This is a genomic window from Limnohabitans sp. Jir61 (assembly GCF_003063545.1).
Classification (GTDB): Bacteria; Pseudomonadota; Gammaproteobacteria; order Burkholderiales; family Burkholderiaceae_C; genus Limnohabitans.
Map to the genome: position 1 here is coordinate 856,671 of NZ_NESD01000001.1, position 23,299 is coordinate 879,969.

The window sequence follows — 23,299 nt, forward strand, 5'->3', positions numbered from 1 at the left end:
CCCCAAGGGGGCTGGTCCTCCTTTGAGGCGGCTCTGCAGGAGGCCCGCTAAATGGCGATCACACTGACTGAAGCCGCGGCACGACACGTGACCCGCTACCTTGCCAAACGTGGCAAGGGCTTGGGCGTGCGCTTGGGCGTCAAGACCACGGGTTGCTCTGGCTTGGCTTACAAGTTGGAGTACGTGGACGAGCAAGAACCTGAAGACGTGATCTTTGAAGACCACGGTGTGAAGGTGTTGATCGACCCCAAGAGCTTGGCCTACATCGACGGCACGCAGCTCGACTTTGTGCGCGAAGGCCTGAACGAGGGTTTCAAGTTTTTGAACCCGAACGAACGTGACCGTTGCGGTTGCGGCGAATCGTTCCGTATCTAAAGCGAGGCGTGACGTGAGCGAACCGGCCAAGCCGTTGTCGGCCCAGCTCGCGGTCAGCGACTTTGAACTCTTCGGCGTACCCGCGCAATTTGCACAAGACCGCGCTCATCTCGATGCGCGTTGGAAAGACTTGCAACGCGAAGCCCATCCCGACAAATTTGCCTCTCAAGGCACCGCCGCGCAACGGGTGGCCATGCAGTGGTCTGTGCGTATCAACGAGGCCTACCAACGCCTCAAAGACCCGATGCGCCGCGCCGCCTATTTGTGCGAATTGGGCGGCGCACCCATTCAAGCCGAGAACAACACCGCCATGCCCGCTGCATTTTTGATGCAGCACATGGAATGGCGTGAAGCCATGGATGATGCCACGGATGTGGCCGCGCTTGAAGCCTTGTTTGACGAAGTGCAGCAAGCCCACAAAACAGCCTTGCAGCAATGCGCCCAGCTCATCGACGCCGCACACGACCTGCCCGCTGCCGCGCAGCAGGTGAGGGGGCTGATGTTCATCGAGAAGTTTTTGCACGACATCGAAGCCCGAATTGACCAACTAGACGCCTCCTGAAAGCGACAATACACACCTATGGCGTTGTTACAAATTTCCGAACCTGGCCAAGCCCCAGACCCACACCAGCGACGTATCGCGGTGGGCATTGACTTGGGCACCACCCATTCGCTTGTGGCCTCCATGCGCAACGGCTTTGCCGAGTGCTTGCCCGATGCAGAAGGTCATGTCATCTTGCCGTCGGCGGTGCGTTACCTTGAGAACGATGGCCGTCAAATTGGCCGCGCTGCATTGGCTTCGCAAGCCGAAGACCCACAAAACACGCTGGTGTCTGTCAAGCGCTTCATGGGCCGTGGCGTGGCTGACATTGTCAACCGCGACCAGCTGCCCTATGTGTTTGTAGACAAGCCCGGCATGTTGGCCATTCAAACCCGTGTGGGTGAGAAGTCGCCCGTTGAGGTGAGCGCCGAAATTTTGGCCACCTTGCGCTTCCGTGCCGAAGATACATTCAACGACGATTTGTACGGTGCGGTCATCACCGTGCCCGCGTACTTTGACGATGCCCAACGCCAAGCCACCAAAGATGCCGCGCAGCTCGCCGGCATCAACGTGCTGCGCCTCATCAACGAACCCACAGCTGCAGCCATTGCCTACGGTTTAGACCAAGCCAGCGAAGGCGTTTACGCCGTGTACGACCTCGGGGGTGGCACGTTTGACATCTCTGTGCTGCGTTTGACACGCGGTGTGTTTGAAGTGTTGGCCACCGGTGGTGATTCCGCTTTGGGCGGTGACGATTACGACCGCGCTTTGGTCGATTGGGTGCAAACCCAAACCAGCTGCGTCATTGCGACACCGGCTGATAAATCGAATGTGTTGGTGGCTGCGCGTGCTTGCAAAGAAGCGTTGTCTGCAGCTGATAGCGCCACGTTTGACGTGGCCTTGTCGAGCGGTGCATTGCGCCACACCGTCACACGCGCCGAGTTTGAAGCTGCTACTGCAGCTTTGACCCAGCGCACCTTGTCTGCTGTGCGCAAAGCTTTGCGCGATGCCAAGCTCAGCAAAGATGTCATTCAAGGCGTGGTCATGGTCGGCGGCTCCACCCGCATGCCGCAAGTGCAGCAAGCCGTGGCTGATCTGTTGGGCTGCGCACCGCTGAACAACCTCAACCCAGACGAAGTGGTGGCGCTTGGTGCTGCCATTCAAGCCAACCAACTCGCAGGCAATAACCCCGATGGCGAGTTGCTGTTGTTGGACGTAATTCCTTTGTCGCTCGGCATTGAAACCATGGGCGGTTTGGTGGAGCGCATCGTGCCGCGCAACCAAACCATTCCCACCGCGATGGCGCAAGACTTCACCACTTACCAAGATGGTCAAACCGCTTTGGCTTTGCATGTGGTGCAGGGCGAGCGTGACATGGTGGCCGATTGCCGCAGCTTGGCCCGCTTTGAGCTGCGCGGTATTCCACCCATGGCCGCAGGCGCTGCGCGCATTCGTGTGACCTTCACGGTCGATGCCGATGGCATGGTGAGCGTGGGCGCGTTAGAGCAGCTCAGCGGCGTCACAGCCAACATCACGGTCAAACCATCGTATGGTTTGTCTGACGATCAAATTGCAGCCATGCTGCAAGACAGTTTTAAAACTGCCGAGCAAGACATCAAGGCACGTGCTTTGGTCGAAGCCCGCGTAGACGCCGACCGCATGTGGCTGGCCACGCAAAGTGCTTTGCAAGCCGATGGCGATTTGCTGTCAACCGAAGACCGCACACGCATCGACGCGTTGATGGCAGCCACGCTCGATGCTAAAAAGCTAGAAGACGCAGCTGCCATTGAAGCCATCACCGAAGCACTGGCCAAAGGCACAGAAGCTTTCGCCGCCCAACGCATGAACCGAGGCATTCAACACGCCTTGGCCGGACAAAACATCGAGAACATCTAAATGCCCATCATCAAAATCTTGCCCCACGCCGAACTCTGCCCGCAGGGCGCAGAGCTGCAAGCCGCTGCTGGTAGCACCATCTGCGAAGTGCTGTTGGAGCACTACATCAACATTGAACACGCCTGCGACATGAGCTGCGCTTGCACCACCTGCCACGTCATCGTGCGCGAGGGGTTCAAGTCACTCAACGAAGCCGATGAAAATGAAGACGATTTGCTTGACCGCGCTTGGGGCTTGGAGCCCAACTCACGCCTAAGCTGCCAAGCTATCGTGGCCCAGCAAAACTTGGTGGTGGAGATTCCAAAGTACACCATCAACCACGCCAAAGAAAACCACTGACCATGCGCCAGATTTTTCTAGACACCGAAACCACAGGCCTGTCGGCCGACAACGGCGACCGCGTCATTGAGATCGGTTGTGTTGAGCTGCTGCACCGCAAGCTCACGGGCAACAACTTGCATTTCTATTTGAACCCTGAGCGTGACAGCCATGAAGACGCCTTGCGCGTTCACGGCATCACCAATGAGTTCTTGAAAGACAAGCCAAAGTTCGCCGAAGTGGTCGACCAGTTTCTGGAATACATCGAAGGCGCAGAAGTCATCATTCACAACGCGCCTTTTGACGTGGGCTTTTTGAACAAAGAGCTAGAGCTGCAAGGTCACAAACCTTTCACCAGCTATGTGGATGGCATCACCGACACCTTGGTGATGGCCAAAGAAATGTTCCCAGGCAAGCGCAACTCGCTTGACTCCTTGTGTGACCGCTTAGAGGTCGACAACTCTGGCCGTACATTGCACGGCGCCTTGCTTGATGCCGAGCTGTTGGCCGATGTGTACATCAACATGACGCGTGGCCAAGATGCCTTGCTCATGGAGGTGGAGAGCAACGACGAACAAACCCGCACCACCGAGCGCGTGGACCTGCGCAGCTACCAGCTGCCCGTGATTGCCGCGAGTGAAGCAGAGATGACGCAACACGACGATGTGCTGGCTCAGTTGGATAAATCGAGTGGCGGAAAAACTGTTTGGCGAAATCTGGAAAATTCTGTGGCATAATTACGGTCTTTCCAGAGATGGAAAACGGTAAAGATGGGCGATTAGCTCAGGGGTAGAGCACCACATTCACACTGTGGGGGTCGCAAGTTCGAAACTTGCATCGCCCACCATCTTTACTAAATCAATCGCTTCTCAAAAGCACATGTCAAAGGTTCCGCAAGGAGCCTTTTTCGTTTCTGCTGCACCTTCATCCCCCTTGTATTTCTGCTGATGACGCCCATCTAGGCATCATGTGAATCGTCACATCGGTGTTGCACAATGCAACGCCACTGAGGTGTTCAGATTGGATTGAAAGGTATTGCATGTTGTCTCGATTGTTGAAATCTGTTGTTGCGGGTGTATTCGTTTTGGCCGCGAGTCTGGCTTTGGCGTTGCCCACGCCCAAAGAGATTGAAGCAGCTGTGACTGCGGGGCAATACACGCAAGCTGAAACGATGCTGCGCGAGGTGTTGCAAGATAAACCGCAAAGTGCCAAAGCGCATTACGAACTTGGTCAAGTCTTGGCGCATGTGCACCGTTACAAAGAAGCACAAACCGAATTGCAAAAAGCCAAAGACATTGACCCTTCTTTGAAGTTCGCGACCAGCCCCGAAAAATTCCATGCCGTGTTGGCCAAAGTCAATGACTTGGCTGCTGCGCCCACATCCTCCGTGGTGATGGAGCCCTCAGTCGCGCCCGGTACGCACGCGGCTACCAAGGCTGTACCTGAAGCTTCTGCTAACGGCGCTGGCTCATCCTTGACGTACGTATGGTTGGCGATTGCAGGCTTGGTGGTGCTGGGTCTGTGGCTGCGCCGCTCTGCTAGCTATGCCGCTGGCAACGCTAATGCAACCGCATATGCACCAGCAACAACACCCATGGGTACAGCGCCCGCACAGCGTGGTTTTGGCGCACAGTTCACACCCAATGCGGCGCCTGCTGGGTATGCGCCTCAAGGTTATGGCCCTCAGGGGTACGCACAGCCCGCCAGCGGTGGCTCTACCATGACGGGTGCTGTGGTGGGGGGCTTAGCAGGCGTGGCTGCAGGCTATGCCTTGTCCAAAGCCTTAGAGGGTGATCACCATACTGCTGCACCTGCACCTGCATCTACGGGTGCATCACCCATGACAGACAACGGCGGCTACGTGCCTTTTGACACATCCCCTCAACCAGACCTTGGCGGATTCGATGCTGGTTCTGGCAGCGATTGGGACAGCGCTGATTCAGGTGGCTCTGGCGATGACAGCTGGTAATTGCAGGTCAGCCAGTCGCTAACAGGGCCTGAGACACCACGTCTTGCGTGAGCTTCATGGCTGCTTTGTGCGTGGCCGTCATGGGGCGGCGTGCTGACCACACCAGCATGAGCTGGCTCATGAGCTTGGGTTTTTCCACGCGATGGGTGGTGAAGTCTTCGGGCTTGGCAAAGTTGCTCAGGGTGTAGGCGGGCAACACGGCATAGCCCATGCCTTCTTTGACCAACTCCAAAATCGCGTTCAAGCCGTCAATCTCCAGCACGATGTTGGGCTTGCAGTTGAGTCGCAGCATTTCGGTGTCAATCAACAAACGAAAGGCATTGGGTCGGCTCGGTGCGATCAGGGGTAGCTTGGCTAACTCTGAGAGTTGGACCACGGTTTTGAGTGTTGTATCAGTCGAAAGAGGCTTGCTCTTTTTGCCAGCAATCAATACCAAGGTGTCCTCATGCAGCACCGTCATATCCAGATCAGGGGAGGGCGCAGGGTTGTAGAGCACAGCCATGTCGAGACGGCCTGCACGCAAACTCTCCACCATCAACACCGAGAAGCCCTCGGTGAGCGACAGCTGCGCATGAGGCAGTGTTTTACGAAATGCCATGGTCAATGGCACGGTTACCAGCTTCGAAAGGCTAGGGGGTAAACCAATGGACACACGCCCCGCCAAAGCACCGCGCACAGAGCCCAACTCTTCTTGGGCGACCGCCACTTGGTGCAAGATGCCCCGCCCGTGTTCGAGCATGACCAAGCCAGCTTCGGTCACTGTCACGCCGCGGCCATTGCGCATCAACAAGTTTTGATGCAACTCCACTTCCAACTGGCGCACATGGCGGCTCAGAAGGGGTTGTGGAATGTTCAAGGCCTGCGCCGCTTTGGTGAAGCTGCCCAACTCGGCTACGCGCACAAATGATTCGATTTGTTTGAGTTCCATGAAATTCTTGAATTTGAATAACCTATTGTCCGTTATTTAAAAACGTTATAGCAGCTAGTTGCTGATTTGAAGCGTATTTCTGGGGTAAATCTCTAGAATCATTCACATGCAAACATCTTCTTCATCACTTGTGCTGCGCGGTATTTCGTCCATGGCCACCAAGGCTTTGTTGGCCGATTTGACGCAGGCTTACCTTGCGCAAACCGGTGTGTCGGTGCAGATCGAATCTGTGGGCGGTGTGGATGCCGCCAAACGCGTGCAAGCGGGTGAAGCATTTGACATGGTGCTCTTGGCCTCAGATGCGATTGATAAGTTGATTGCCTCGGGCCATGTGCAAACTGGCTCGCGCTGCGACTGGGTACGTTCGCCTGTGGCGGTGGCCGTTCAAGCAGGTGCTGCGCGTCCTGACTTGAGTAACGAAGCAGCCTTGAAAGCGACGGTGTTGGCCAGTCCGACGCTCAGCTACTCCACAGGCCCAAGTGGCGTGTACCTTGAAAAACTCTTTGAGCGTTGGGGCATCGCCGACGAGGTGAAGGCCCGCATCGTTGTGCCGCCACCGGGCACGCCAGTGGGTGCGTTGGTGGCGAGTGGCAAAGCAGCTTTGGGTTTTCAACAGTTGAGCGAGCTCATCGCCTTGCCCGGCATTGATGTGTTGGGCACCTTGCCTACGGATGTGGCGTTCATCACCACGTTCTCGTCGGGTATTCCAGCCGTCATCGCGGGTGACGTCACACGCATGGCAGCGGTGCAATCGTTTTTACAGTTCTTGGCTTCGGCTGGCGTGGAAGACGTCAAGCGCAAGCAAGGCATGGACTGGCTTTAATTTTCAAATTTCATTCTGTAAGGGGTATTCATGTCTCTCATCATTGACGTCCACGGTCACTACACCACAGCGCCTAAAGCATTAGAAGAATGGCGCAACAAACAAATCGCTGGCATCAAAGACCCAGCGTCTATGCCCAAAGTGTCTGACTTAAAAATCAGCGACGACGAGTTGCGCGAAACCATTGAGACCAACCAACTCGCGAAGATGAAAGAGCGTGGCTCTGACATCACCATCTTCAGCCCACGTGCCAGTTTCATGGCCCACCACATTGGCGATTTCCAAGTGTCATCCACTTGGGCGGCCATCTGTAACGAGCTGTGCTTCCGCGTGGCTGAGTTGTTCCCCAACAACTTCGTGCCTGCGGCCATGCTGCCCCAGTCGCCAGGTGTCGACCCCGCCACATGCATTCCTGAACTCGTGAAGTGTGTGGAGCAATACGGCAACGTGGGCATCAACCTCAACCCCGATCCATCCGGTGGCCACTGGACATCGCCACCTTTGAGCGACAAGTCTTGGTACCCCATCTACGAAAAGATGGTCGAGTACGACATTCCCGCCATGATTCACGTGTCGACCAGCTGTAACGGCTGCTTCCACACCACGGGCGCGCATTACTTGAATGCGGACACAACTGCCTTTATGCAGTGCTTAACTTCTGACCTGTTCAAAGATTTCCCCACTTTGAAGTTCTTGATTCCGCATGGCGGCGGCGCAGTGCCTTACCACTGGGGCCGTTTCCGTGGTTTGGCGCAAGAGCTGAAAAAGCCTTTGCTCACAGAGCACTTGCTCAACAACATTTACTTCGATACCTGCGTGTACCACCAGCCTGGCATCGACTTGTTGACCAAAGTGATTCCGGTCAAAAACATCATGTTCGCTTCCGAGATGATTGGTGCGGTGCGCGGTATCGACCCAGAAACTGGCCACTACTTTGATGACACCAAGCGCTACATCGAGTCCACGCTCAACCTCAATGCCGACGAGCGCCATCAGGTTTACGAAGGCAATGCACGTCGCGTGTTCTCACGCTTGGACACCAAGCTCAAGTCGCAAGGCCGTTAATTCATTCTCAGGAGATTTCATATGTACGAACTCGGCGTTGTGTACCGCAACATCAACCGCGCAGACCGCGCAGCAGCAGACGGCTTGGCCGCTTTGGGCTCTGCCACGGTGCACGAAGCCATGGGCCGTGTGGGCTTGCTCAAGCCCTACATGCGTCCCATCTACCCAGGCGCACAAGTGTCGGGCACCGCAGTGACTGTGCTCTTGCACCCCGGCGACAACTGGATGATGCATGTGGCCGCTGAACAAATTCAACCCGGCGACATCGTGGTCGCTGCCATCACGGCTGAGTGCACCGATGGCTACTTTGGTGATTTGTTGGCCACATCATTCCAAGCACGTGGTGCACGTGCCCTCATCATCGACGCCGGTGTGCGCGATGTGAAAGAGCTGCAACGCATGAACTTCCCTGTGTGGAGCAAAGCCATCAGCAGCAAAGGCACCATCAAGGCCACCATTGGCTCCGTCAATATCCCCGTGGTGTGTGCTGGCATGTTGGTCACACCCGGTGACGTGATCGTGGCGGATGATGACGGCGTGGTGTGTGTGCCTGCCGCACGTGCTGTAGAAACTTTGGCTGCTGCACAAAAACGCGAGAGCTTTGAAGGTGAGAAGCGCGACAAATTGGCTTCTGGCATCCTGGGCCTTGACATGTACAAAATGCGCGAGCCCTTGGCAGCTGCTGGCCTAAAGTACATCGATTAATTTCGATGACTTTCCCGACTGAATCATGACTGACTGCTCGAAACGCCATTGGTTGATTGCCACTGCAATGGCGGCCTTGGCTGTGTGCGTTACAACCGCACACGCCCAAGACTTCCCCACCAAACCCGTGCGTATCCTCACACCGTTTCCTGTGGGTAGCGGGCCAGAGGGCTTGCTGCGTTTGGTCGCGGAAAAGTTGTCCCGCACATGGGGCAAGCCGGTGGTGGTTGAAAACAAGCCAGGCGGTAATGGGTTCATCGCCATTGATACGTTCAAGCGTGGCGCGACCGATGGTCATGACTTGATTCAATTGGATGGTGTGCATCTGTCGGCCTATCCACATTTGTTTAAGAAGTTGCCGTATGACGCGAAAGCCGACTTTGAGCCTTTGTTGCCGCTGTTCAAAACATATTTCTTTTTGGCGGTTGCCACTGACAGCAAATACAAAACAGTGGCCGATCTGATGGCAGATGCCAAAGCCAATCCAGGCAAACTCAACTACGGCTCTTGGTCAGTGGGCAATCCGGTTCATCTTGGTTCGGCATTGTTCGAGTCGGTCACTGGCACAGACATGCAGCATGTGATTTACAAAGAAACCAGCATGCTCTACAGCGGTGTAGCCACAGGTGAGTTGTCATTCGCCCTGGGTACCAATGCCACGGTAGGGGCTATGTACCGCGCAGGTAAGGTGCGTTACTTGGCGGTGGCAGCGCCCAAGCGCGTGAGTGGATTTTCCAATGTGCCAACGATGGGTGAGTCTGGAGGCCCACAAGGTTTCGAAGTGAGTGGCTGGACCACCATTGCTGCGCCACGCGGCTTGCCCAAAGTACTCACAGACAAGATTCAACGCGACATCGAAAAAGCTTTGGCAGAACCTGATGTGCGTGAGAAGTTTGCGTCATTCGCCTATGAGCCTTTCTTGGTCAGTCGTGAGCAGTTCAACGCGTACATCCAAACAGAGTCCAACCGTTTTGGCGCGATCATCAAAAAAGCGCAAGTGTCCTTAGATTGAAAACGAGGAGTCCCCCATGTTGAAACGCGTAATTCTGATTTTGTGGATGTCTTGTGTGGCGACGTTGTCGTTCGCACAAAACTATCCAAGTAAACCCATCAAGGTGGTAATCGGTTATGCCGCAGGCGGGGCGGTGGATGTGGTAGCGCGCACCATTGGTCAAAGCCTCTCTACCAGCATGGGTCAACCTGTGGTGGTGGAAAACAAACCTGGCGCAGGCACCAACATCGCTGTCAAGTCGGTGGTCACGGCCGAGCCCGATGGCTACACCTTGATGATGGCGGCCAATGCCTTGGCCGCCAACATGTCGCTGTATCAACCTGCACCGTTTGATACAGAGCGCGACTTGGTGGCGGTATCGCTCATTGGCCGTGTGCCAGTGGTGATTGCCGCCAATCCCAATGCACCATTTACCAACGTGAAGCAACTGATTGACGCAGCCAAAGGTAAGCCCAACAGCATCGCGTTTGGTTCACCCGGCAATGGCTCGACACCCCACATGGCCATTGAGCTGTTTGCACGCGCAGCAGGTATTGACTTGCAACACATTCCCTACCGCGGCGGTTCTCCGGCCATCACCGATGTGATCGGTGGTCAGCTGCCTTTGGTGGCAGTGAACGCACTTGAAGTCTTGCCACACGTCAAAAGCGGAAAGCTCAAAGTGCTGGCTGTTCTCAGCCCCAACCGTAGTGCTATTTTTCCGGATGTGCCAACCATTGCTGAATCTGGCTTTGCCGGCTTTGAAGCTTCGGTGTGGTACGGATTGGTTGCCCCTGCTGCTACGCCCAAACCGATTGTGAACAGGCTGCATGATGAAGTGCAAAAAGCTTTGCAAACCAAAGACGTGCGCGAGCGCATGAACGCGGTGGGCGGCGAGGTAGTGCCAGGCAGTGCAGAGATGTTCACCCAACTCATTCGATCCGAACGCCAGCGTTACGCCAAGCTGGTGCGCGAAGCCAACATTCAACCTGATTAAGACAAGAGGAAAACAATGGAATTTGAAAAAACCCCAGGCTGGCTTGATTGGTATAACGGTCCCGCCAAACCCACATTTAAATTACCCGCAGGTGCGGTAGATGCCCACTGCCATGTCTTTGGACCTGGCAACGAGTTCCCATATGCACCTGAGCGCAAGTACACACCGTGCGATGCATCGAAGGCGCAACTGTATGCCTTGCGCGACCACCTAGGTTTTGCCCGCAACGTGGTGGTGCAAGCCACTTGCCACGGTGCAGACAACCGCGCCATGGTCGATGCCTTGGTCAGCTCAGGCGGCAAAGCGCGTGGCGTGGCCACCGTCAAGCGCAGCGTGACCGAAGATGAGTTGCAAGCCATGCACGACGCAGGCGTGCGCGGCGTGCGCTTTAACTTTGTGAAGCGTTTGGTGGACTTCACACCCAAAGACGAACTGCTTGAGATTGCCAAACGCGTTCAGATGTACGGTTGGCATGTGGTGATTTACTTTGAAGCGGTGGACTTGCCCGAGTTGTGGGACTTCTTCACTGCACTGCCTACCAACATTGTGGTGGACCACATGGGTCGCCCCGATGTAACCAAACCTGTGGATGGCCCTGAGTTTGAGTTGTTTGTGAAGTTCATGCGTGAACATAAAAACGTGTGGAGCAAAGTCACATGCCCTGAGCGTTTGTCAGTGGCAGGCCCTAAGGCTTTGAATGGTGAGCAAAACGCCTACAAGGATGTGATTCCATTTGCCAAGCGCATCGTGGATGAGTTCCCAGACCGCGTGATTTGGGGCACCGATTGGCCGCATCCCAACCTCAAAGACCACATGCCCGATGACGGCTTGTTGGTGGACTTCATCCCGCACATCGCGACCACGGAAGAAAAGCAACGCAAGTTGTTGGTTGATAACCCAATGCGCCTGTATTGGCCTGAGGAGACTTTTTAATGGCACTCGACAAACCCTACACAGACGTTCCAGGCACCATCATTTTTGATGCCGAGCAATCGCGCAAAGGCTACTGGCTCAACCAGTTTTGCATGTCGCTGATGAAGGCTGAGAACCGCACGCGTTTCAAAGCCAACGAACGCGCCTACCTTGACGAATGGTCTATGACCGAAGAACAAAAACAGGCCGTGCTGGCCCGCGATTTGAACTGGTGTATGCGCACCGGCGGCAATATTTACTTCCTCGCCAAAATCGGCGCGACTGATGGCTTGAGCTTTCAGCAAATGGCAGGCTCGATGACGGGCATGACCGAAGAGGAATACCGCAACATGATGTTGAAGGGCGGTCGCTCGGCAGAAGGCAACCGCGTGATTGGCGAAAACGGTGATGCCCAAGCGCAGAACCAACCCCAAGGCGCAGCCGGTCAACAGTCCCGCGCAGCAGGAAAGAAAGCATAACCATGGCAAAAATTACCGCATCCGTTTACACATCCCATGTGCCCGCCATCGGCGCTGCACTGGACCTCGGCAAGACACACGAAGACTACTGGAAACCAGTTTTCGCCGGCTATGACTTCTCCAAGCAATGGATGAAAGACAACAAGCCAGACGTGATCTTCTTGGTCTACAACGACCACGCGACTGCGTTTAGCTTAGACATGATTCCCACGTTTGCCATTGGCACAGCGGCTGAATACACACCTGCTGATGAAGGCTATGGTGCACGTCCTGTGCCTAAAGTGAAAGGCCACCCTGAGTTGGCCTCGCACATTGCACAGTCGGTCATTCAACAAGACTTTGACTTGACCATCGTCAACAAGATGGATGTGGACCACGGCTTGACCGTGCCACTGTCATTGATGTGCGGAGAGCAAGACCCAGTCAAAGGCGCTTGGCCTTGCCCCATCATCCCGTTTGCGGTGAATGTGGTGCAGTATCCCGTGCCGAGCGGTCAGCGTTGTTTCAACCTTGGCCAAGCGATTCGCAAAGCGATTGAGAGCTATGACGAAGACATCAATGTGCACATTTGGGGCACGGGTGGCATGAGCCATCAGTTGCAAGGCGCGCGTGCGGGCCTGATCAACCGCGAGTGGGACAACAATTGGCTCGACCTGATGATCAACGACCCTGTCGCTTGCGCTGCTGTGCCGCACATCGACTACGTGCGCGAAGCGGGCAGCGAAGGCATTGAGTTGGTGATGTGGCTCATCGCACGCGGTGCGATGTCTGACATCCAAAACGGCAAAGTGGTTGGCCCAGCGCCTAAGCTGGCCCACCGCTTTTACCATGTGCCTGCATCGAACACCGCTGTAGGCCACGCCATTCTTGAGAACAATTAAGAGGAAAACAGCATGAGCAAAACCATCAAAGTCGCCTTAGCTGGCGCAGGTGCCTTCGGCATCAAACATTTGGACGGCATTAAAAACATCGACGGCGTCGAAGTCGTCTCGTTGATCAGCCGTGATCTTGAAAAAACCAAAGAAGTCGCTGGCAAATACGGCATCCAACACGTCACCACTGACTTGGCTGATAGCTTGGCCTTGCCTGAAGTGGATGCCGTCATTTTGTGTACGCCCACACAAATGCATGCTGCACAAAGCTTGGCTTGCTTGAAAGCTGGCAAGCACGTGCAAGTGGAAATCCCCTTGGCTGATAGCTGGAAAGATGCAGACGAAGTCGTGCAAGTGGCCAAAGAAAAAGGCTTGGTGGCGATGTGCGGTCACACCCGTCGCTTCAACCCCAGCCACCAATGGGTGCACAACAAAATCAAAGCAGGTGAATTCAATATCCAACAAATGGATGTGCAAACCTACTTCTTCCGCCGCACCAATATGAACGCCTTGGGCCAGCCGCGTAGCTGGACTGACCACTTGCTGTGGCATCACGCTGCGCACACCGTGGACTTGTTTGCTTACCAAGCAGGCAGCCCCATCGTCAAAGCCAATGCCGTGCAAGGCCCCATCCACCCCACACTGGGCATCGCGATGGACATGAGCATTCAGTTGCAAGCCGCTAACGGCGCGATTTGCACTTTGAGCTTGTCGTTCAACAACGACGGCCCCTTGGGTACTTACTTCCGCTACATCGGTGACACCGGTACATACTTGGCGCGTTACGACGATTTGTACACCGGCAAAGAAGAGCAAATCGATGTGTCGAAAGTGGCGGTGTCCATGAATGGTATCGAGCTGCAAGACCGTGAGTTCTTTGCTGCCATCAAAGAAGGACGCGAGCCGAATTCGAGCGTGGCTCAAGTGCTGCCTTGCTATAAGGTCTTGCATGACCTTGAGCAACAACTAACAGCCTAAGCAACAAGCCAGAAATGAAAAAGGAGCCGTTAGGCTCCTTTTTTTATGTCACTCCAAAGTCGGGGCATTTTGGTGATGCAGCCAAGCCTCGCACGCATTGTGTTCTTTGACCACAGGGTAGTTGTCCATCCGTTGAAACTTGCGCAGGATAGAGGTGGCTAAGAAGTATTGACGCCCACATCGCCATCCTGTGCTTGCCGATTCTGACGGCATCACATAAGCGCAGGTTCGACACATGGGGTTGGTGTCTTTGAAGGGCTGGAGGATGTCCATACCCTGCATTCTATGGACAGAAATAAAAAAGGCACCCTAAGGTGCCTTTTTTACGCGGCTGGCAATTAAGCGCGAGCTTTGCGGCGCACAGGGGCTTTAGCCGCAGCTTTTGGTGCATGCTCTTTCAGTTTGGCTAAGCCTTCTTGAGCTAACTCAGCCGATTTTTTGGCATTCTTGCGGGCTTCGGCGATGGCTTTGTTGCCAGCTTCCACAGCGGCTTTGACGGCTGTGACAGCAGCTTCGGAGCCTTCAGGGGCTTTTTTCAGACCTTCGTTGAATGCTTTGTTGGCGGCTGCATGGGCTTGGTCGAAGTGACCTTCGGCAAATGCGGCGGTTTCAGCTTGGAATTCTTGAGTCAATTCGTAGGCGGTGGCAGCAAAGCCAGCCAAGCTCTTGGCAGAGGTTTCGAGTTGAGACTTCAACAACTCAATCGCAGCGGCTGGGTCTTTGACGTCCAGCACCGAGCTGAGTTGCTCTTGGGCCAATTCGGCGTTGACTTTGACTTGTTCCAAGTTGAGTTCAGTGAAGCGCTCGACTTGAGAGAACGACAGGTTGGCCAGGTCGAAGGCAGCTTGCAATGCGGCGTCGGCTTGGGGTTTGAATTGGTTTTGCATGGTCTTTCCTTTCGATGGTTAAATTTGATAAACGAATGGTATCGATGCAATGTGACAAATCAAGGTCACGCATGCGCTTTAGAGCGGGCGCTCTACCTGTAAGAATGCGTCAGGTTTGTATACCTGATGTGGCTGTCAGCCAGTCAATACGTGCCATCGCTAAACTTGAGTTGACCTATTCGCGCCATAACACTAATGAGGAGAGGGTGATGAGCCAAATCTTTGACCAGCATCTTGAAAAAAATTCAGCTAACTTTGTGGCGTTGTCGCCGGTCAGCTTTGTTGAGCGCAGTGCCGATGTCTTTGCTGATTTGCCAGCCGTCATCCACGGCCGCCGCCAGTACAGCTGGGCGCAGCTGCGTGAGCGTTCGGCCCGTTTGGCTGGCGCCTTACAAGCCGCCGGTGTGCAACGTGGTTCGACCGTGAGTGTGATGCTCTCTAACACACCCGAGATGGTGGAGGCGCATTACGCCGTGCCCGCCTTGAATGCGGTGCTCAATACCCTCAACACACGTTTAGACGCCCATTTGCTGGCGTGGCAGATGAACCATTGCGAAGCCAGTGTGCTGATCACGGACAGTGAGTTTTCGCCGACGATGGCCAAGGCGCTACACATGCTGCGCACCGAGTTTCATCGTGAGATTTTGGTCATTGATGTGTGTGATTCCGAGTACGAAGGTGTGGGTGAGCGCTTAGGCCAACACGAATATGAAGCATGGCTGGCGCAGCACGAGCCTGTGGCCGAGCTCAAAGGTCCGGCCGATGAGTGGGATGCCATTGCTGTGAGCTACACCTCTGGCACCACGGGCGACCCCAAAGGCGTGGTGACGCACCATCGAGGCGCTTACCTCAATTCGGTGAGCAATGCGGTGACTTGGAGCATGCCCAACTTCCCGCGCTACCTGTGGACGTTGCCCATGTTCCACTGCAATGGCTGGTGTTTTCCGTGGACCGTTGCCATGCTGGGTGGTGTGCATATTTGTTTGCGTCGCGTGGATGTGCCGCACATTTTGCAAGCCATCAGTGACCATAAAGCCGACCATTACTGTGCTGCACCCATCGTGCACAACTTGTTGATTGCTGCCCCTGAAGAGATGCGCAGTCACATCAAACATCCCGTCAAAGGTATGGTGGCGGGGGCAGCGCCACCTGCCTCCATGATTGAGGGTATGGCCAAGCTTGGGTTTGACATCACCCATGTGTATGGCTTAACCGAGGTGTATGGCCCTGCGTCTGTGGCTGTCAAGCGCAGCTCATGGGCGGACGAGAGTTTGTCAGAGCAAACGCGCCTCAATGGTCGTCAAGGCGTACGCTATCCGATGCAAGAGGGTATGACCTTGAAAGACCCCAGCACCTTGGCGCAACTTCCCGCCGATGGCGAAACCATGGGTGAAATCATGTTCCGTGGCAATGTGGTGATGAAGGGCTATTTGAAAAACCCAACGGCCACGGCGGAAGCCTTCAAAGGCGGCTGGTTCCATACGGGCGATTTAGCCGTGCTCGAATCAGATCGCTATGTGAAGATCAAAGACCGCAGCAAAGACGTCATCATCTCGGGCGGCGAAAACATCAGCTCAATTGAGGTGGAAGATGCGCTATACCGCCATCCATCGGTGGTGGCTTGCGCGGTGGTGGCGAAGCAAGACGACAAATGGGGTGAAACACCGCTGGCCTATGTGGAGCTCAAACCCGAGAGTCAAACTACGGCGCAAGAATTGATTGCGCATTGCAAGTCTTTGTTGGCCAGCTACAAAACGCCCAAAGAAATTCGCTTTGAACCGATTCCCAAAACATCAACGGGCAAGATTCAAAAATTCCAACTGCGCGAGCGGGCCAACAAGGCTGCTTAAGGAGCTCCACCATGCGTGAACCTCATGTTGATCTTGTGTTGCACAGCAGTGATGCATGCGGCGTGCATCAGATTTGCTTGAATCAACCCGACGCTTTTAACGTTTTGTCGAGTGAGGCCATGCATCAGCTGCAAGTGGCGCTGGATGCCATTGCAAAAGATGAGCAAGCGCGCGTGGTGGTGATCTCAGCCAAAGGGCGAGCGTTTTGCGCAGGACATGATCTTCGTGAAATGCGTGCCAGTCCTTCACTGGACTATTACAAAACCTTATTTCATCAGTGCAGTCGCATGATGATGAGCGTGCAACGTTTGCCAGTGCCTGTGATGGCGGTGGTAGATGGCATTGCCACCGCTGCAGGTTGTCAGTTGGTGGCGATGTGTGATTTAGCCGTCGCCTCGCAAACTTCAAAGTTTGCGGTGAGTGGCGTGAACCTTGGCTTGTTTTGCGCCACGCCCAGTGTGGCGCTCTCGCGCAACTTAAGTCGCAAAGCGGCTTTTGAGATGTTGGTGACGGGTGACTTTATTTCAGCCGAGCAAGCCTTGGTCAAAGGGTTGGTGAATTCGGTGGTGCCTTCGGCTGAGCTAGAGGCCATGCAATCGGTGTATGTCAGCAGCATTTTGGCCAAGCCACGAAAGGCCATTGCGATCGGCAAGAAGTTGTTTTACGAACAACTGGAGCAGCCCATCGAAGCTGCCTATTTGAATGCTGAAAATGCGATGGCATGCAACATGATGGACGACTCTGCACTCGAGGGTGTACAGGCTTTCATTGACAAACGAAAGCCTGCTTGGAAGCCTTAAGCGCCGCGCGCTCTGGCGACCGCATGCTTAGCCGCTAAGTAACCAAAGGTCACGCCTGGGCCAATGGTGATGCCCGGTGCGGGGTACACGCCGCCCATGATCGAGTGCATATCATTGCCCACCGCGTACAACCCCACAATCGCCGAGCCTTGCGCGTTGAGCACGCACGCATCGCCATTGGTGATCAAGCCTGTGGCCGCCCCAATGTCGCCTGGGTAGAGTGCAACCGCGTAAAACGGCCCTTCACGCAACGCACCCAAGCATGGGTTGGGGCCATGCCACGTAGCGTCGCCGTTGGCGCGTTGGTAGTCGGTGGTGCCGCGTTGGAAGTCTTCGTCCACACCGTTGTCGGCGAAGGTGTTGAAGCGTTCGACGGTGGCTTTGAGTTTTTCTTTAGGTATGTTCAGTTGTTGTGCCAAGTCTTCCAAGGTGTGGCCTTGTTTCAAATAGCCATCTGCCAAGAAAGGTTCTAAGCCTTTGCCACCTGGGCGAATCATGCCAATGCCATAGCGTTTCAATGCGCCCGCATCGCACACCAACCATGAAGGCACGCTGGGTGTGGTGGCATGGTGAGCTTGCATGGCAATACCAAACAAGTGGTACGAGGTTGATTCGTTCAAGTAGCGTTGGCCTTGACTGTCCACGGTGAGCATTCCGGGCTTGCCGCGGTCCATCACAAAGTGTGGAAACACGGCGGTGCTGCCATCGGCACGTTGGCGGGTCGACACAGGGGCCCAAAACGCGTGACTCAAACCACCTTTGCCCAGTTGGCCGCCAGCTTGCAAAGCCAACTCTTGCGCTTTGCCGGTATGACCGGGTGCGGCGGGGCACCATGCTTCTTTGGCGCCGTGCAATAGGTCTGCGCGACGTGTTGCGTGGCGGTTGAACCCACCACTGGCCATGACCACGCCACCTTTGCTATGCACCATGCGTTTGACCACACTGCCATCAGGCAAGGTTTGTTGCAGTGCTACACCTTCAATGGAGTTGCCTTCTTGCAGCAGTTGTGTGACCTCGGTGTTGGTCACCAACAGTCCTTGGCGTTGGATGTAGCTGTAGAGCATGCGTGCAATCAAGGCGTTGCCCATAACCAAGCGCGTGCTGCGCGGGTGCAGCAGTTTGTCGAGGAAGTGGCGCACGATGATGCGCACGCTGTAGCTGAATGATTTCCACGTTTGCGTCAAACGCAGCAAGTGGAAGATGTCATCGCGGTCCACCATCATGCCCCCGAGCACGGTGAACTCGGGTATGGGGTCACGCACCAAGGGGAGGTTGGGTCCCAGCAGCTTGCCATCGAAGGGCTGCGGCTCAATCGCACGGCCGCGTAGTACTGAGCCTTCAAGCTCGGACAAGTAGTCTGGGTGCAGCATACGTACTTGGAATTGCAGTGCACTGTGGGCTTCAAGCTTGGCGATCGCATGTGGGCCGTTATCAATGAAGGCTTGTCGCAACTTGGCATCCGAGCGTTCGCCTACGGCGAGGTTCAAAAACGTCGCGACCCGCTCAGGCGTGTCGTCGGGGTTGACTTCCAAGCCGCGCTTGGTGCCAGGCACCCAGGTGGTGGCTGCTGACCATGCAGTGGTGCCGCCTACTTGAGACATGCGTTCAACCAGCAACACACGTGCGCCATCTATCGCGGCATTGAGTGCTGTTGAGAATCCTGCTCCGCCAGAACCAATGACCACCAAATCCACTGTGTCGTGGTCTTGCAGTTGCGACAGGTCGGTGCTGATGCGATGGGAGATAGGGTGCAGGGCGTTGCTCATGGCTCAAACCTCCAATAAGAATTGGACCATCAACTCGCGCACCTGCGCGAACATGTCTGCACCTGTCACGGTTTTGCAGCCTTTGGCGCGTGCTGTTGCAATGAGTGGGGTGATAGCTGGTGCGGTAATGACGCAACCCACAAACATGTCGCTGTGAATTTGGGTGGTATCAATAGGTGTAGGGTCGGTTTCTTTCATGCCAATGGGGGTAGCGTTGATGGCTACATCAAAACCAGTAGGGTCAGAGCTACCCTGTGTGACTTTGCCCAACTTCAAGCTGTTGAGGCGGCCGATCAGTGATTGGCGTCGTTGCTCATCGGGGTCGTGAATGCCCAACTCGCTCACGCCTGCCAACACCAAGCCGTGTGCAATGGCTGAGCCTGCACCGCCTGCACCCACCAGCAGTGCGCGTTTGTTTTTAAGGTCGCACCCGTTCTTCTCCATGGCGCGCACATAACCCAAACCGTCAAACATGTCGCCATGCCATTTGCCTTGCGCATTGCGACGCACGGTGTTGACCGTACCTAAAAATTCGGCGCGCTCTGACAAGGTGTCGCAAAATTCAGTGCACGCAAATTTGTGCGGCACAGTGACGATGAGGCCATCAATATTCTTGGCGCGTTTGGTGCCTGCCCACCAGTCGGTCAAGTCAGTCGGGGCTACGTGCGCGGGCACACAGATGGCGTCGCGGCCATGTGATTCAAAAGCTTGAGTCACGCCAAAAGGTGACTTCACTTGGGCAATGGGATCGCCCACAATGACGTGAACACGAGTAGCACCACTGAAATTTTCAAGCATGAGAGTTAAGCGTTGAGTGGATGAATACAGCGCAGTTTATACAAAAATGGAATGACGTTCAACTTTTGAATCAAATTCATTTTTCATGATAAAGTGCCACGCAACATGCATTCACACACATCACCATGAGCGGCGTACTCGAGAGAACTTTGGGCATCTTGGAGCTTTTGTCTGAACAAGGGCAGGGCGTCGAGCTGGCTGTGTTGGCCGACAAGCTCAACATGCCCAAGAGCGCTGCGCACCGCCTGTTGGCCGACCTGGTGCGCTTTGGTTATGTGCGTCAAACCCGTGACATGGGCGAGTATGTGTTGACCACCAAGCTGGTGTCCTTGGGCTTGAGCTACCTCAGTAAAACCGGCGTCATTGATGTTGCTCAGCCGTTGCTGGACCGCTTGGCTGAGCAAACTGGGGAGCTGGTGCGTTTGTCAGTGGTCGATGGCGATCGCCTCACATGGGTGGCTCGTGCGCAAGGTGCACGCCAAGGTCTGCGCTATGACCCCGACATGGGCAGCATTGCACGCTTGAGCTGTTCGTCGTCAGGTTTGGCTTGGTTATCCACCATGAAGGATGACGATGCTTTGGCTTTGGTGTCGCAACAAGGTTTGGGTTTGCCGCAAGATTTCGGCCCCAACGCGCCCAAGAGTTTGAAAGCCTTTCTGAAGGTCTTGCACGACACGCGCAAACAAGGCTTTAGCCTGACCGAAGAAACCTACACCGCTGGCCTCAACGCCATCGCAGCACCCGTGGGCTTAGCGGGGCAGCTGCCCATGGGTACCATCAGCGTGGCAGGCCCATCGGCCCGTTTGACGCGTGAGCGTATGTTGGCGCTGGTCCCAGATTTGTTGTCGTACGCGGCACAGTTGGCAGCGGCCAGCGGTGCTTCACCCATGTTGGCACGCGGCACCAGTCATGTGCGTTTGCAACCCATTTACGCGGCTTAAGTCATGAGTCAGCCCCGCACGACGACACAGTGGGATTGCGATTTGCTCGTGGTGGGCTCGGGTGCTGGTGCCTTGTCCACTGCCGTTACCGCCGCGCACTTGGGCCTCAAAGTCATCGTGGTCGAGAAAGACCCGCACTACGGGGGCACCACGGCTTGGTCGGGGGGGTGGATGTGGATTCCACGCAACCCATTTGCCATTCAAGCGGGCATCACCGAGCCAATTGAAAAACCGCTCTCGTATTTGCGTCATGAGTTGGGTGAGCAGTTTGACGAAACACGTGCGCGTGCTTTTCTCACACATGGCCCACGCATGGTGCGTTTCTTTCAAGAGCACACGGCCTTGCAGTTCATCGATGGCAATCTGATTCCAGATTTCCACGGCAAAACAGAAGATGCGGCCCTAGGGGGACGCTCGGTGTGTGCTGCGCCGTTTGATGGTCGCTTGCTGGGTCAGCATGTGAAAGAGCTCAAAACGCCTTTGTACGAAATCACGTTCTTAGGCATGGGCATCGCATCAGGCGCAGACATTCGTCACTTCTTCAATGCCTTGCGTTCTTGGGGCTCTTTCTTCCATGTGGCTAAGCGTGTCACGCGTCATCTGTTGGACTTGGCGATTCACGGTCGAGGCATGCAGTTGGTCAACGGCAACGCCTTGGTCGCGGGTTTGGCTAAGTCGGCTTTTGATGCGGGCGTAGAGATTCGTGTCAACTGCCCTGCAGTGAGTTTGATCACCGAAGATGACGGCGTTATGCAAAAGGTGCGTGGTGCAGTGGTGATGCATAACGGGAAAGAACAAACCATTCACGCTAGGCGCGGTGTGATGTTGGCTACGGGTGGCTTTCCGCACGACCCTGAGCGCAAACGTCAACTTCTGCCGCATGACCCCACTGGCACACAACATTTCTCTGCGGCCTCGCGTGGTAACACGGGTGATGGTTTGCGTTTGGGTGAATCGGTCGGTGCAGTGGTGGCCACTGATTTGAAGCACGCAGCAGCCATGGCGCCCGTGTCTTTGGTGCCGCGTGCGGATGGCGCCACCGCACACTTTCCACATTTGATTGAGCGTGGCAAGCCCGGCCTCATTGCCGTCACCCGCTTTGGCAAACGCTTTGTCAACGAAGCCGACTCGTACCACGACTTCATGCAAGGTTTGATTGAAGCTTTGCCAGTGGGTGAGACCGTGCAAGCTTGGTTGGTGGTGGACCACCGCTTCATCCGTCGTTGGGGTCTCGGCGCAGTCAAGCCTGCACCTGTGCCCATGCACGGCATGTTGGCCAATGGATATTTGAAACGTGGCAACACGCTCGCAGAGTTGGCGGATGTGTGTGGCATAGATGCAGGGGTCTTGCAAAACACAGTAGCCCGATACAACACCCAAGCCGACATTGGCTACGACGGTGAATTTGGCAAAGGCCAAACCGCCTACAACCGTGTGCAAGGTGACGCCACCCAGGAACACCGTAACCCGAACATGGCCCCCATTCAAGAGGGCCCGTTTTACGCTGTACGAATCGTCGCAGGCAGCTTGGGCACGTTTGCAGGCTTGCGTTGCAACGAACACGCGCAAGTGCTGAACGCACAAGGCCAAGCGATCGAAGGTTTGTATGCCGGCGGCAACGACCTCTCGAGTGTGATGGGTGGCAACTACCCGAGCGGCGGTATCACCCTCGGCCCCGCCATGACCTTTGGTTATTTGGCCGCACACCATGCCGCACGTTTATCGCCTGACTTTGCTTCTTCCGAACATCCATTTTTGAAAAGGACTACCCCCATGTATTACGAACTCGCGAACATGACGCTGCCATTCGGTACCGCTGCCCAAGCTGCTGCTAATGTGCAAACCTTTGCTGCGCAAGGTCAAGGTGAATTGCTGGGCTGCTGGTTCACTGACATCGGTGTGCTCAATCAAATGATTGTGTTGCGCGGCTTTGACGACTTAGCCACCTTGCAAGCAGAGCGCAACCGCACGCAGCACAACGCCAGTCCGTTTGGCTGTGGTGACATCTTTCAAAGTTTGGAACAACACAGCTACCAAGGTTTCCCTTGGATGAAGCCCGTGCGCCCCAGCGCCGAGAGCGGCATCAATGGCCCCGTGTATGAAATTCGCACCTACGGCATCAAACCCGGTGGTGTGCAACCCACGATTGATTTGTGGGAGCAAGCCATTCCCGCACGCGAAAAAATTTCACCTTGCGTGGTGGCGATGGTCGCTTTGGATGGCCCGCTGCGCTTTACCAACATCTGGGCCTATCCCACCATCGATGCACGTAGCAAAGCGCGTGCAGATGCAGTGGCCCAAGGCATTTGGCCACCCAAAGGCGGCCCAGCCAACTTGACCACCAACATGGTGTCGACCATCGCGTTGCCCACTGCGGTGTCGCCATTGAAATAACTCTTCAAGGCGGC

General features: G+C 55.4%; 23 protein-coding genes and 1 tRNA gene. 20 read left to right on the top strand and 4 right to left on the bottom strand.

The window, feature by feature from the left end; genetic code table 11:
- Positions 1-51 precede the first annotated feature (51 nt).
- The 7 genes from iscA to B9Z35_RS04280 all read left to right on the top strand — a co-directional run bounded on the left by iscA (position 52) and on the right by B9Z35_RS04280 (position 5,099).
- Positions 52-375, top strand: coding sequence for an iron-sulfur cluster assembly protein IscA (gene iscA / locus B9Z35_RS04250; protein ID WP_108282386.1), 324 nt, complete (start codon positions 52-54; stop codon positions 373-375).
- Between the two features lie 13 nt (positions 376-388).
- Entirely contained in the window at positions 389-937 is a 549-nt protein-coding gene (hscB, locus tag B9Z35_RS04255; RefSeq protein ID WP_233246463.1) for a Fe-S protein assembly co-chaperone HscB, read from the top strand.
- 18 nt (positions 938-955) lie between these two features.
- Entirely contained in the window at positions 956-2,812 is a 1,857-nt protein-coding gene (hscA, locus tag B9Z35_RS04260) for a Fe-S protein assembly chaperone HscA (RefSeq protein WP_108282387.1), read from the top strand.
- Complete coding sequence (fdx, locus tag B9Z35_RS04265; RefSeq protein WP_108282388.1) at positions 2,813-3,151, top strand: ISC system 2Fe-2S type ferredoxin; 339 nt, start codon at positions 2,813-2,815, stop codon at positions 3,149-3,151.
- A 2-nt stretch (positions 3,152-3,153) separates the two neighbouring features.
- Entirely contained in the window at positions 3,154-3,867 is a 714-nt protein-coding gene (gene dnaQ, locus B9Z35_RS04270) for a DNA polymerase III subunit epsilon (RefSeq protein WP_108282389.1), read from the top strand.
- 35 nt (positions 3,868-3,902) lie between these two features.
- A tRNA-Val gene (locus B9Z35_RS04275) sits at positions 3,903-3,977 on the top strand.
- 192 nt (positions 3,978-4,169) lie between these two features.
- Positions 4,170-5,099 carry a tetratricopeptide repeat protein gene (locus tag B9Z35_RS04280; protein ID WP_108282390.1) on the top strand — a complete coding sequence of 310 codons (930 nt, stop codon included), beginning with the start codon at positions 4,170-4,172 and terminating at the stop codon, positions 5,097-5,099.
- A 7-nt stretch (positions 5,100-5,106) separates the two neighbouring features.
- On the opposite strand, the gene B9Z35_RS04285 is transcribed toward B9Z35_RS04280, so the two are convergent.
- A complete protein-coding gene (locus B9Z35_RS04285; protein WP_108282391.1) occupies positions 5,107-6,027 on the bottom strand; it encodes a LysR family transcriptional regulator in 921 nt (306 codons plus the stop codon).
- A 106-nt stretch (positions 6,028-6,133) separates the two neighbouring features.
- Here B9Z35_RS04285 and B9Z35_RS04290 point away from each other — a divergent pair, with 106 nt between their 5' ends.
- From B9Z35_RS04290 to B9Z35_RS04330, 9 genes are read left to right on the top strand one after another with little or no spacing between them, the layout of a single operon-like run.
- Positions 6,134-6,850, top strand: coding sequence for a substrate-binding domain-containing protein (locus B9Z35_RS04290; RefSeq protein ID WP_108282392.1), 717 nt, complete (start codon positions 6,134-6,136; stop codon positions 6,848-6,850).
- Positions 6,851-6,880: 30 nt separating this feature from the next.
- Positions 6,881-7,915: an amidohydrolase family protein gene (locus B9Z35_RS04295; RefSeq protein WP_108282393.1), complete on the top strand. Its 1,035-nt coding sequence runs from the start codon at positions 6,881-6,883 to the stop codon at positions 7,913-7,915.
- A 21-nt stretch (positions 7,916-7,936) separates the two neighbouring features.
- The gene (gene ligK / locus B9Z35_RS04300) at positions 7,937-8,620 is read left to right on the top strand and encodes a 4-carboxy-4-hydroxy-2-oxoadipate aldolase/oxaloacetate decarboxylase (RefSeq protein WP_108282394.1); all 684 of its coding nucleotides are present in this window, start codon (positions 7,937-7,939) and stop codon (positions 8,618-8,620) included.
- A gap of 25 nt (positions 8,621-8,645) precedes the next feature.
- Positions 8,646-9,632, top strand: a complete 987-nt coding sequence (locus tag B9Z35_RS04305; RefSeq protein ID WP_108282395.1) for a tripartite tricarboxylate transporter substrate binding protein — start codon at positions 8,646-8,648, stop codon at positions 9,630-9,632.
- Between the two features lie 16 nt (positions 9,633-9,648).
- Positions 9,649-10,608 carry a tripartite tricarboxylate transporter substrate binding protein gene (locus B9Z35_RS04310; protein WP_108282396.1) on the top strand — a complete coding sequence of 320 codons (960 nt, stop codon included), beginning with the start codon at positions 9,649-9,651 and terminating at the stop codon, positions 10,606-10,608.
- Between the two features lie 15 nt (positions 10,609-10,623).
- The gene (locus tag B9Z35_RS04315; RefSeq protein ID WP_108282397.1) at positions 10,624-11,541 is read left to right on the top strand and encodes an amidohydrolase family protein; all 918 of its coding nucleotides are present in this window, start codon (positions 10,624-10,626) and stop codon (positions 11,539-11,541) included.
- A complete protein-coding gene (ligA, locus tag B9Z35_RS04320; RefSeq protein WP_108282398.1) occupies positions 11,541-11,999 on the top strand; it encodes a protocatechuate 4,5-dioxygenase subunit alpha in 459 nt (152 codons plus the stop codon). Before B9Z35_RS04315 ends, ligA begins: the two co-directional genes overlap by 1 nt.
- 2 nt (positions 12,000-12,001) lie before the next feature.
- On the top strand, positions 12,002-12,880 hold the full coding sequence (locus tag B9Z35_RS04325) for a class III extradiol dioxygenase subunit beta (RefSeq protein ID WP_108282399.1): 879 nt from the start codon (positions 12,002-12,004) through the stop codon (positions 12,878-12,880).
- 12 nt (positions 12,881-12,892) lie between these two features.
- A complete protein-coding gene (locus tag B9Z35_RS04330) occupies positions 12,893-13,849 on the top strand; it encodes a Gfo/Idh/MocA family oxidoreductase (RefSeq protein ID WP_108282400.1) in 957 nt (318 codons plus the stop codon).
- Positions 13,850-14,187: 338 nt separating this feature from the next.
- Here the strand turns inward: B9Z35_RS04330 and B9Z35_RS04340 are convergent, their stop codons facing one another.
- Entirely contained in the window at positions 14,188-14,736 is a 549-nt protein-coding gene (locus B9Z35_RS04340; protein ID WP_108282402.1) for a phasin family protein, read from the bottom strand.
- A gap of 209 nt (positions 14,737-14,945) precedes the next feature.
- Here B9Z35_RS04340 and B9Z35_RS04345 point away from each other — a divergent pair, with 209 nt between their 5' ends.
- Positions 14,946-16,586, top strand: coding sequence for an acyl-CoA synthetase (locus B9Z35_RS04345; RefSeq protein WP_108282403.1), 1,641 nt, complete (start codon positions 14,946-14,948; stop codon positions 16,584-16,586).
- An 11-nt stretch (positions 16,587-16,597) separates the two neighbouring features.
- Positions 16,598-17,386, top strand: coding sequence for an enoyl-CoA hydratase (locus B9Z35_RS04350; RefSeq protein WP_108282404.1), 789 nt, complete (start codon positions 16,598-16,600; stop codon positions 17,384-17,386).
- Here B9Z35_RS04350 and B9Z35_RS04355 read toward each other — a convergent pair.
- Together B9Z35_RS04355 and B9Z35_RS04360 are read right to left on the bottom strand one after the other, a co-directional pair.
- Positions 17,383-19,152: an FAD-dependent oxidoreductase gene (locus tag B9Z35_RS04355; RefSeq protein ID WP_108282405.1), complete on the bottom strand. Its 1,770-nt coding sequence runs from the start codon at positions 19,150-19,152 to the stop codon at positions 17,383-17,385. The two genes, B9Z35_RS04350 and B9Z35_RS04355, sit on opposite strands and share 4 nt — an antisense overlap.
- 3 nt (positions 19,153-19,155) lie before the next feature.
- Positions 19,156-19,950 carry a shikimate dehydrogenase gene (locus tag B9Z35_RS04360; RefSeq protein WP_108282406.1) on the bottom strand — a complete coding sequence of 265 codons (795 nt, stop codon included), beginning with the start codon at positions 19,948-19,950 and terminating at the stop codon, positions 19,156-19,158.
- Between the two features lie 125 nt (positions 19,951-20,075).
- Here B9Z35_RS04360 and B9Z35_RS04365 point away from each other — a divergent pair, with 125 nt between their 5' ends.
- Both B9Z35_RS04365 and B9Z35_RS04370 read left to right on the top strand, forming a co-directional pair.
- Complete coding sequence (locus B9Z35_RS04365) at positions 20,076-20,891, top strand: IclR family transcriptional regulator (RefSeq protein WP_108282407.1); 816 nt, start codon at positions 20,076-20,078, stop codon at positions 20,889-20,891.
- A gap of 3 nt (positions 20,892-20,894) precedes the next feature.
- Positions 20,895-23,285, top strand: coding sequence for an FAD-dependent oxidoreductase (locus B9Z35_RS04370; protein WP_108282408.1), 2,391 nt, complete (start codon positions 20,895-20,897; stop codon positions 23,283-23,285).
- The last annotated feature ends 14 nt before the right edge of the window (positions 23,286-23,299 follow it).

What these genes read in the sequence shown, in the direction of transcription:
- B9Z35_RS04370 (WP_108282408.1), top strand. Translation starts at nt 20,895, where the DNA reads ATGAGTCAGCCCCGCACGACGACACAGTGGGATTGCGATTTGCTCGTG.
- B9Z35_RS04285 (WP_108282391.1), bottom strand. Translation starts at nt 6,027, where the DNA reads ATGGAACTCAAACAAATCGAATCATTTGTGCGCGTAGCCGAGTTGGGC.
- B9Z35_RS04360 (WP_108282406.1), bottom strand. Translation starts at nt 19,950, where the DNA reads ATGCTTGAAAATTTCAGTGGTGCTACTCGTGTTCACGTCATTGTGGGC.
- B9Z35_RS04340 (WP_108282402.1), bottom strand. Translation starts at nt 14,736, where the DNA reads ATGCAAAACCAATTCAAACCCCAAGCCGACGCCGCATTGCAAGCTGCC.
- B9Z35_RS04305 (WP_108282395.1), top strand. Translation starts at nt 8,646, where the DNA reads ATGACTGACTGCTCGAAACGCCATTGGTTGATTGCCACTGCAATGGCG.
- B9Z35_RS04365 (WP_108282407.1), top strand. Translation starts at nt 20,076, where the DNA reads ATGAGCGGCGTACTCGAGAGAACTTTGGGCATCTTGGAGCTTTTGTCT.
- B9Z35_RS04290 (WP_108282392.1), top strand. Translation starts at nt 6,134, where the DNA reads ATGCAAACATCTTCTTCATCACTTGTGCTGCGCGGTATTTCGTCCATG.
- dnaQ (WP_108282389.1), top strand. Translation starts at nt 3,154, where the DNA reads ATGCGCCAGATTTTTCTAGACACCGAAACCACAGGCCTGTCGGCCGAC.
- B9Z35_RS04330 (WP_108282400.1), top strand. Translation starts at nt 12,893, where the DNA reads ATGAGCAAAACCATCAAAGTCGCCTTAGCTGGCGCAGGTGCCTTCGGC.
- B9Z35_RS04325 (WP_108282399.1), top strand. Translation starts at nt 12,002, where the DNA reads ATGGCAAAAATTACCGCATCCGTTTACACATCCCATGTGCCCGCCATC.
- B9Z35_RS04315 (WP_108282397.1), top strand. Translation starts at nt 10,624, where the DNA reads ATGGAATTTGAAAAAACCCCAGGCTGGCTTGATTGGTATAACGGTCCC.
- B9Z35_RS04355 (WP_108282405.1), bottom strand. Translation starts at nt 19,152, where the DNA reads ATGAGCAACGCCCTGCACCCTATCTCCCATCGCATCAGCACCGACCTG.
- B9Z35_RS04280 (WP_108282390.1), top strand. Translation starts at nt 4,170, where the DNA reads ATGTTGTCTCGATTGTTGAAATCTGTTGTTGCGGGTGTATTCGTTTTG.
- B9Z35_RS04295 (WP_108282393.1), top strand. Translation starts at nt 6,881, where the DNA reads ATGTCTCTCATCATTGACGTCCACGGTCACTACACCACAGCGCCTAAA.
- ligK (WP_108282394.1), top strand. Translation starts at nt 7,937, where the DNA reads ATGTACGAACTCGGCGTTGTGTACCGCAACATCAACCGCGCAGACCGC.
- ligA (WP_108282398.1), top strand. Translation starts at nt 11,541, where the DNA reads ATGGCACTCGACAAACCCTACACAGACGTTCCAGGCACCATCATTTTT.
- iscA (WP_108282386.1), top strand. Translation starts at nt 52, where the DNA reads ATGGCGATCACACTGACTGAAGCCGCGGCACGACACGTGACCCGCTAC.
- B9Z35_RS04310 (WP_108282396.1), top strand. Translation starts at nt 9,649, where the DNA reads ATGTTGAAACGCGTAATTCTGATTTTGTGGATGTCTTGTGTGGCGACG.
- hscA (WP_108282387.1), top strand. Translation starts at nt 956, where the DNA reads ATGGCGTTGTTACAAATTTCCGAACCTGGCCAAGCCCCAGACCCACAC.
- B9Z35_RS04345 (WP_108282403.1), top strand. Translation starts at nt 14,946, where the DNA reads ATGAGCCAAATCTTTGACCAGCATCTTGAAAAAAATTCAGCTAACTTT.
- B9Z35_RS04350 (WP_108282404.1), top strand. Translation starts at nt 16,598, where the DNA reads ATGCGTGAACCTCATGTTGATCTTGTGTTGCACAGCAGTGATGCATGC.
- fdx (WP_108282388.1), top strand. Translation starts at nt 2,813, where the DNA reads ATGCCCATCATCAAAATCTTGCCCCACGCCGAACTCTGCCCGCAGGGC.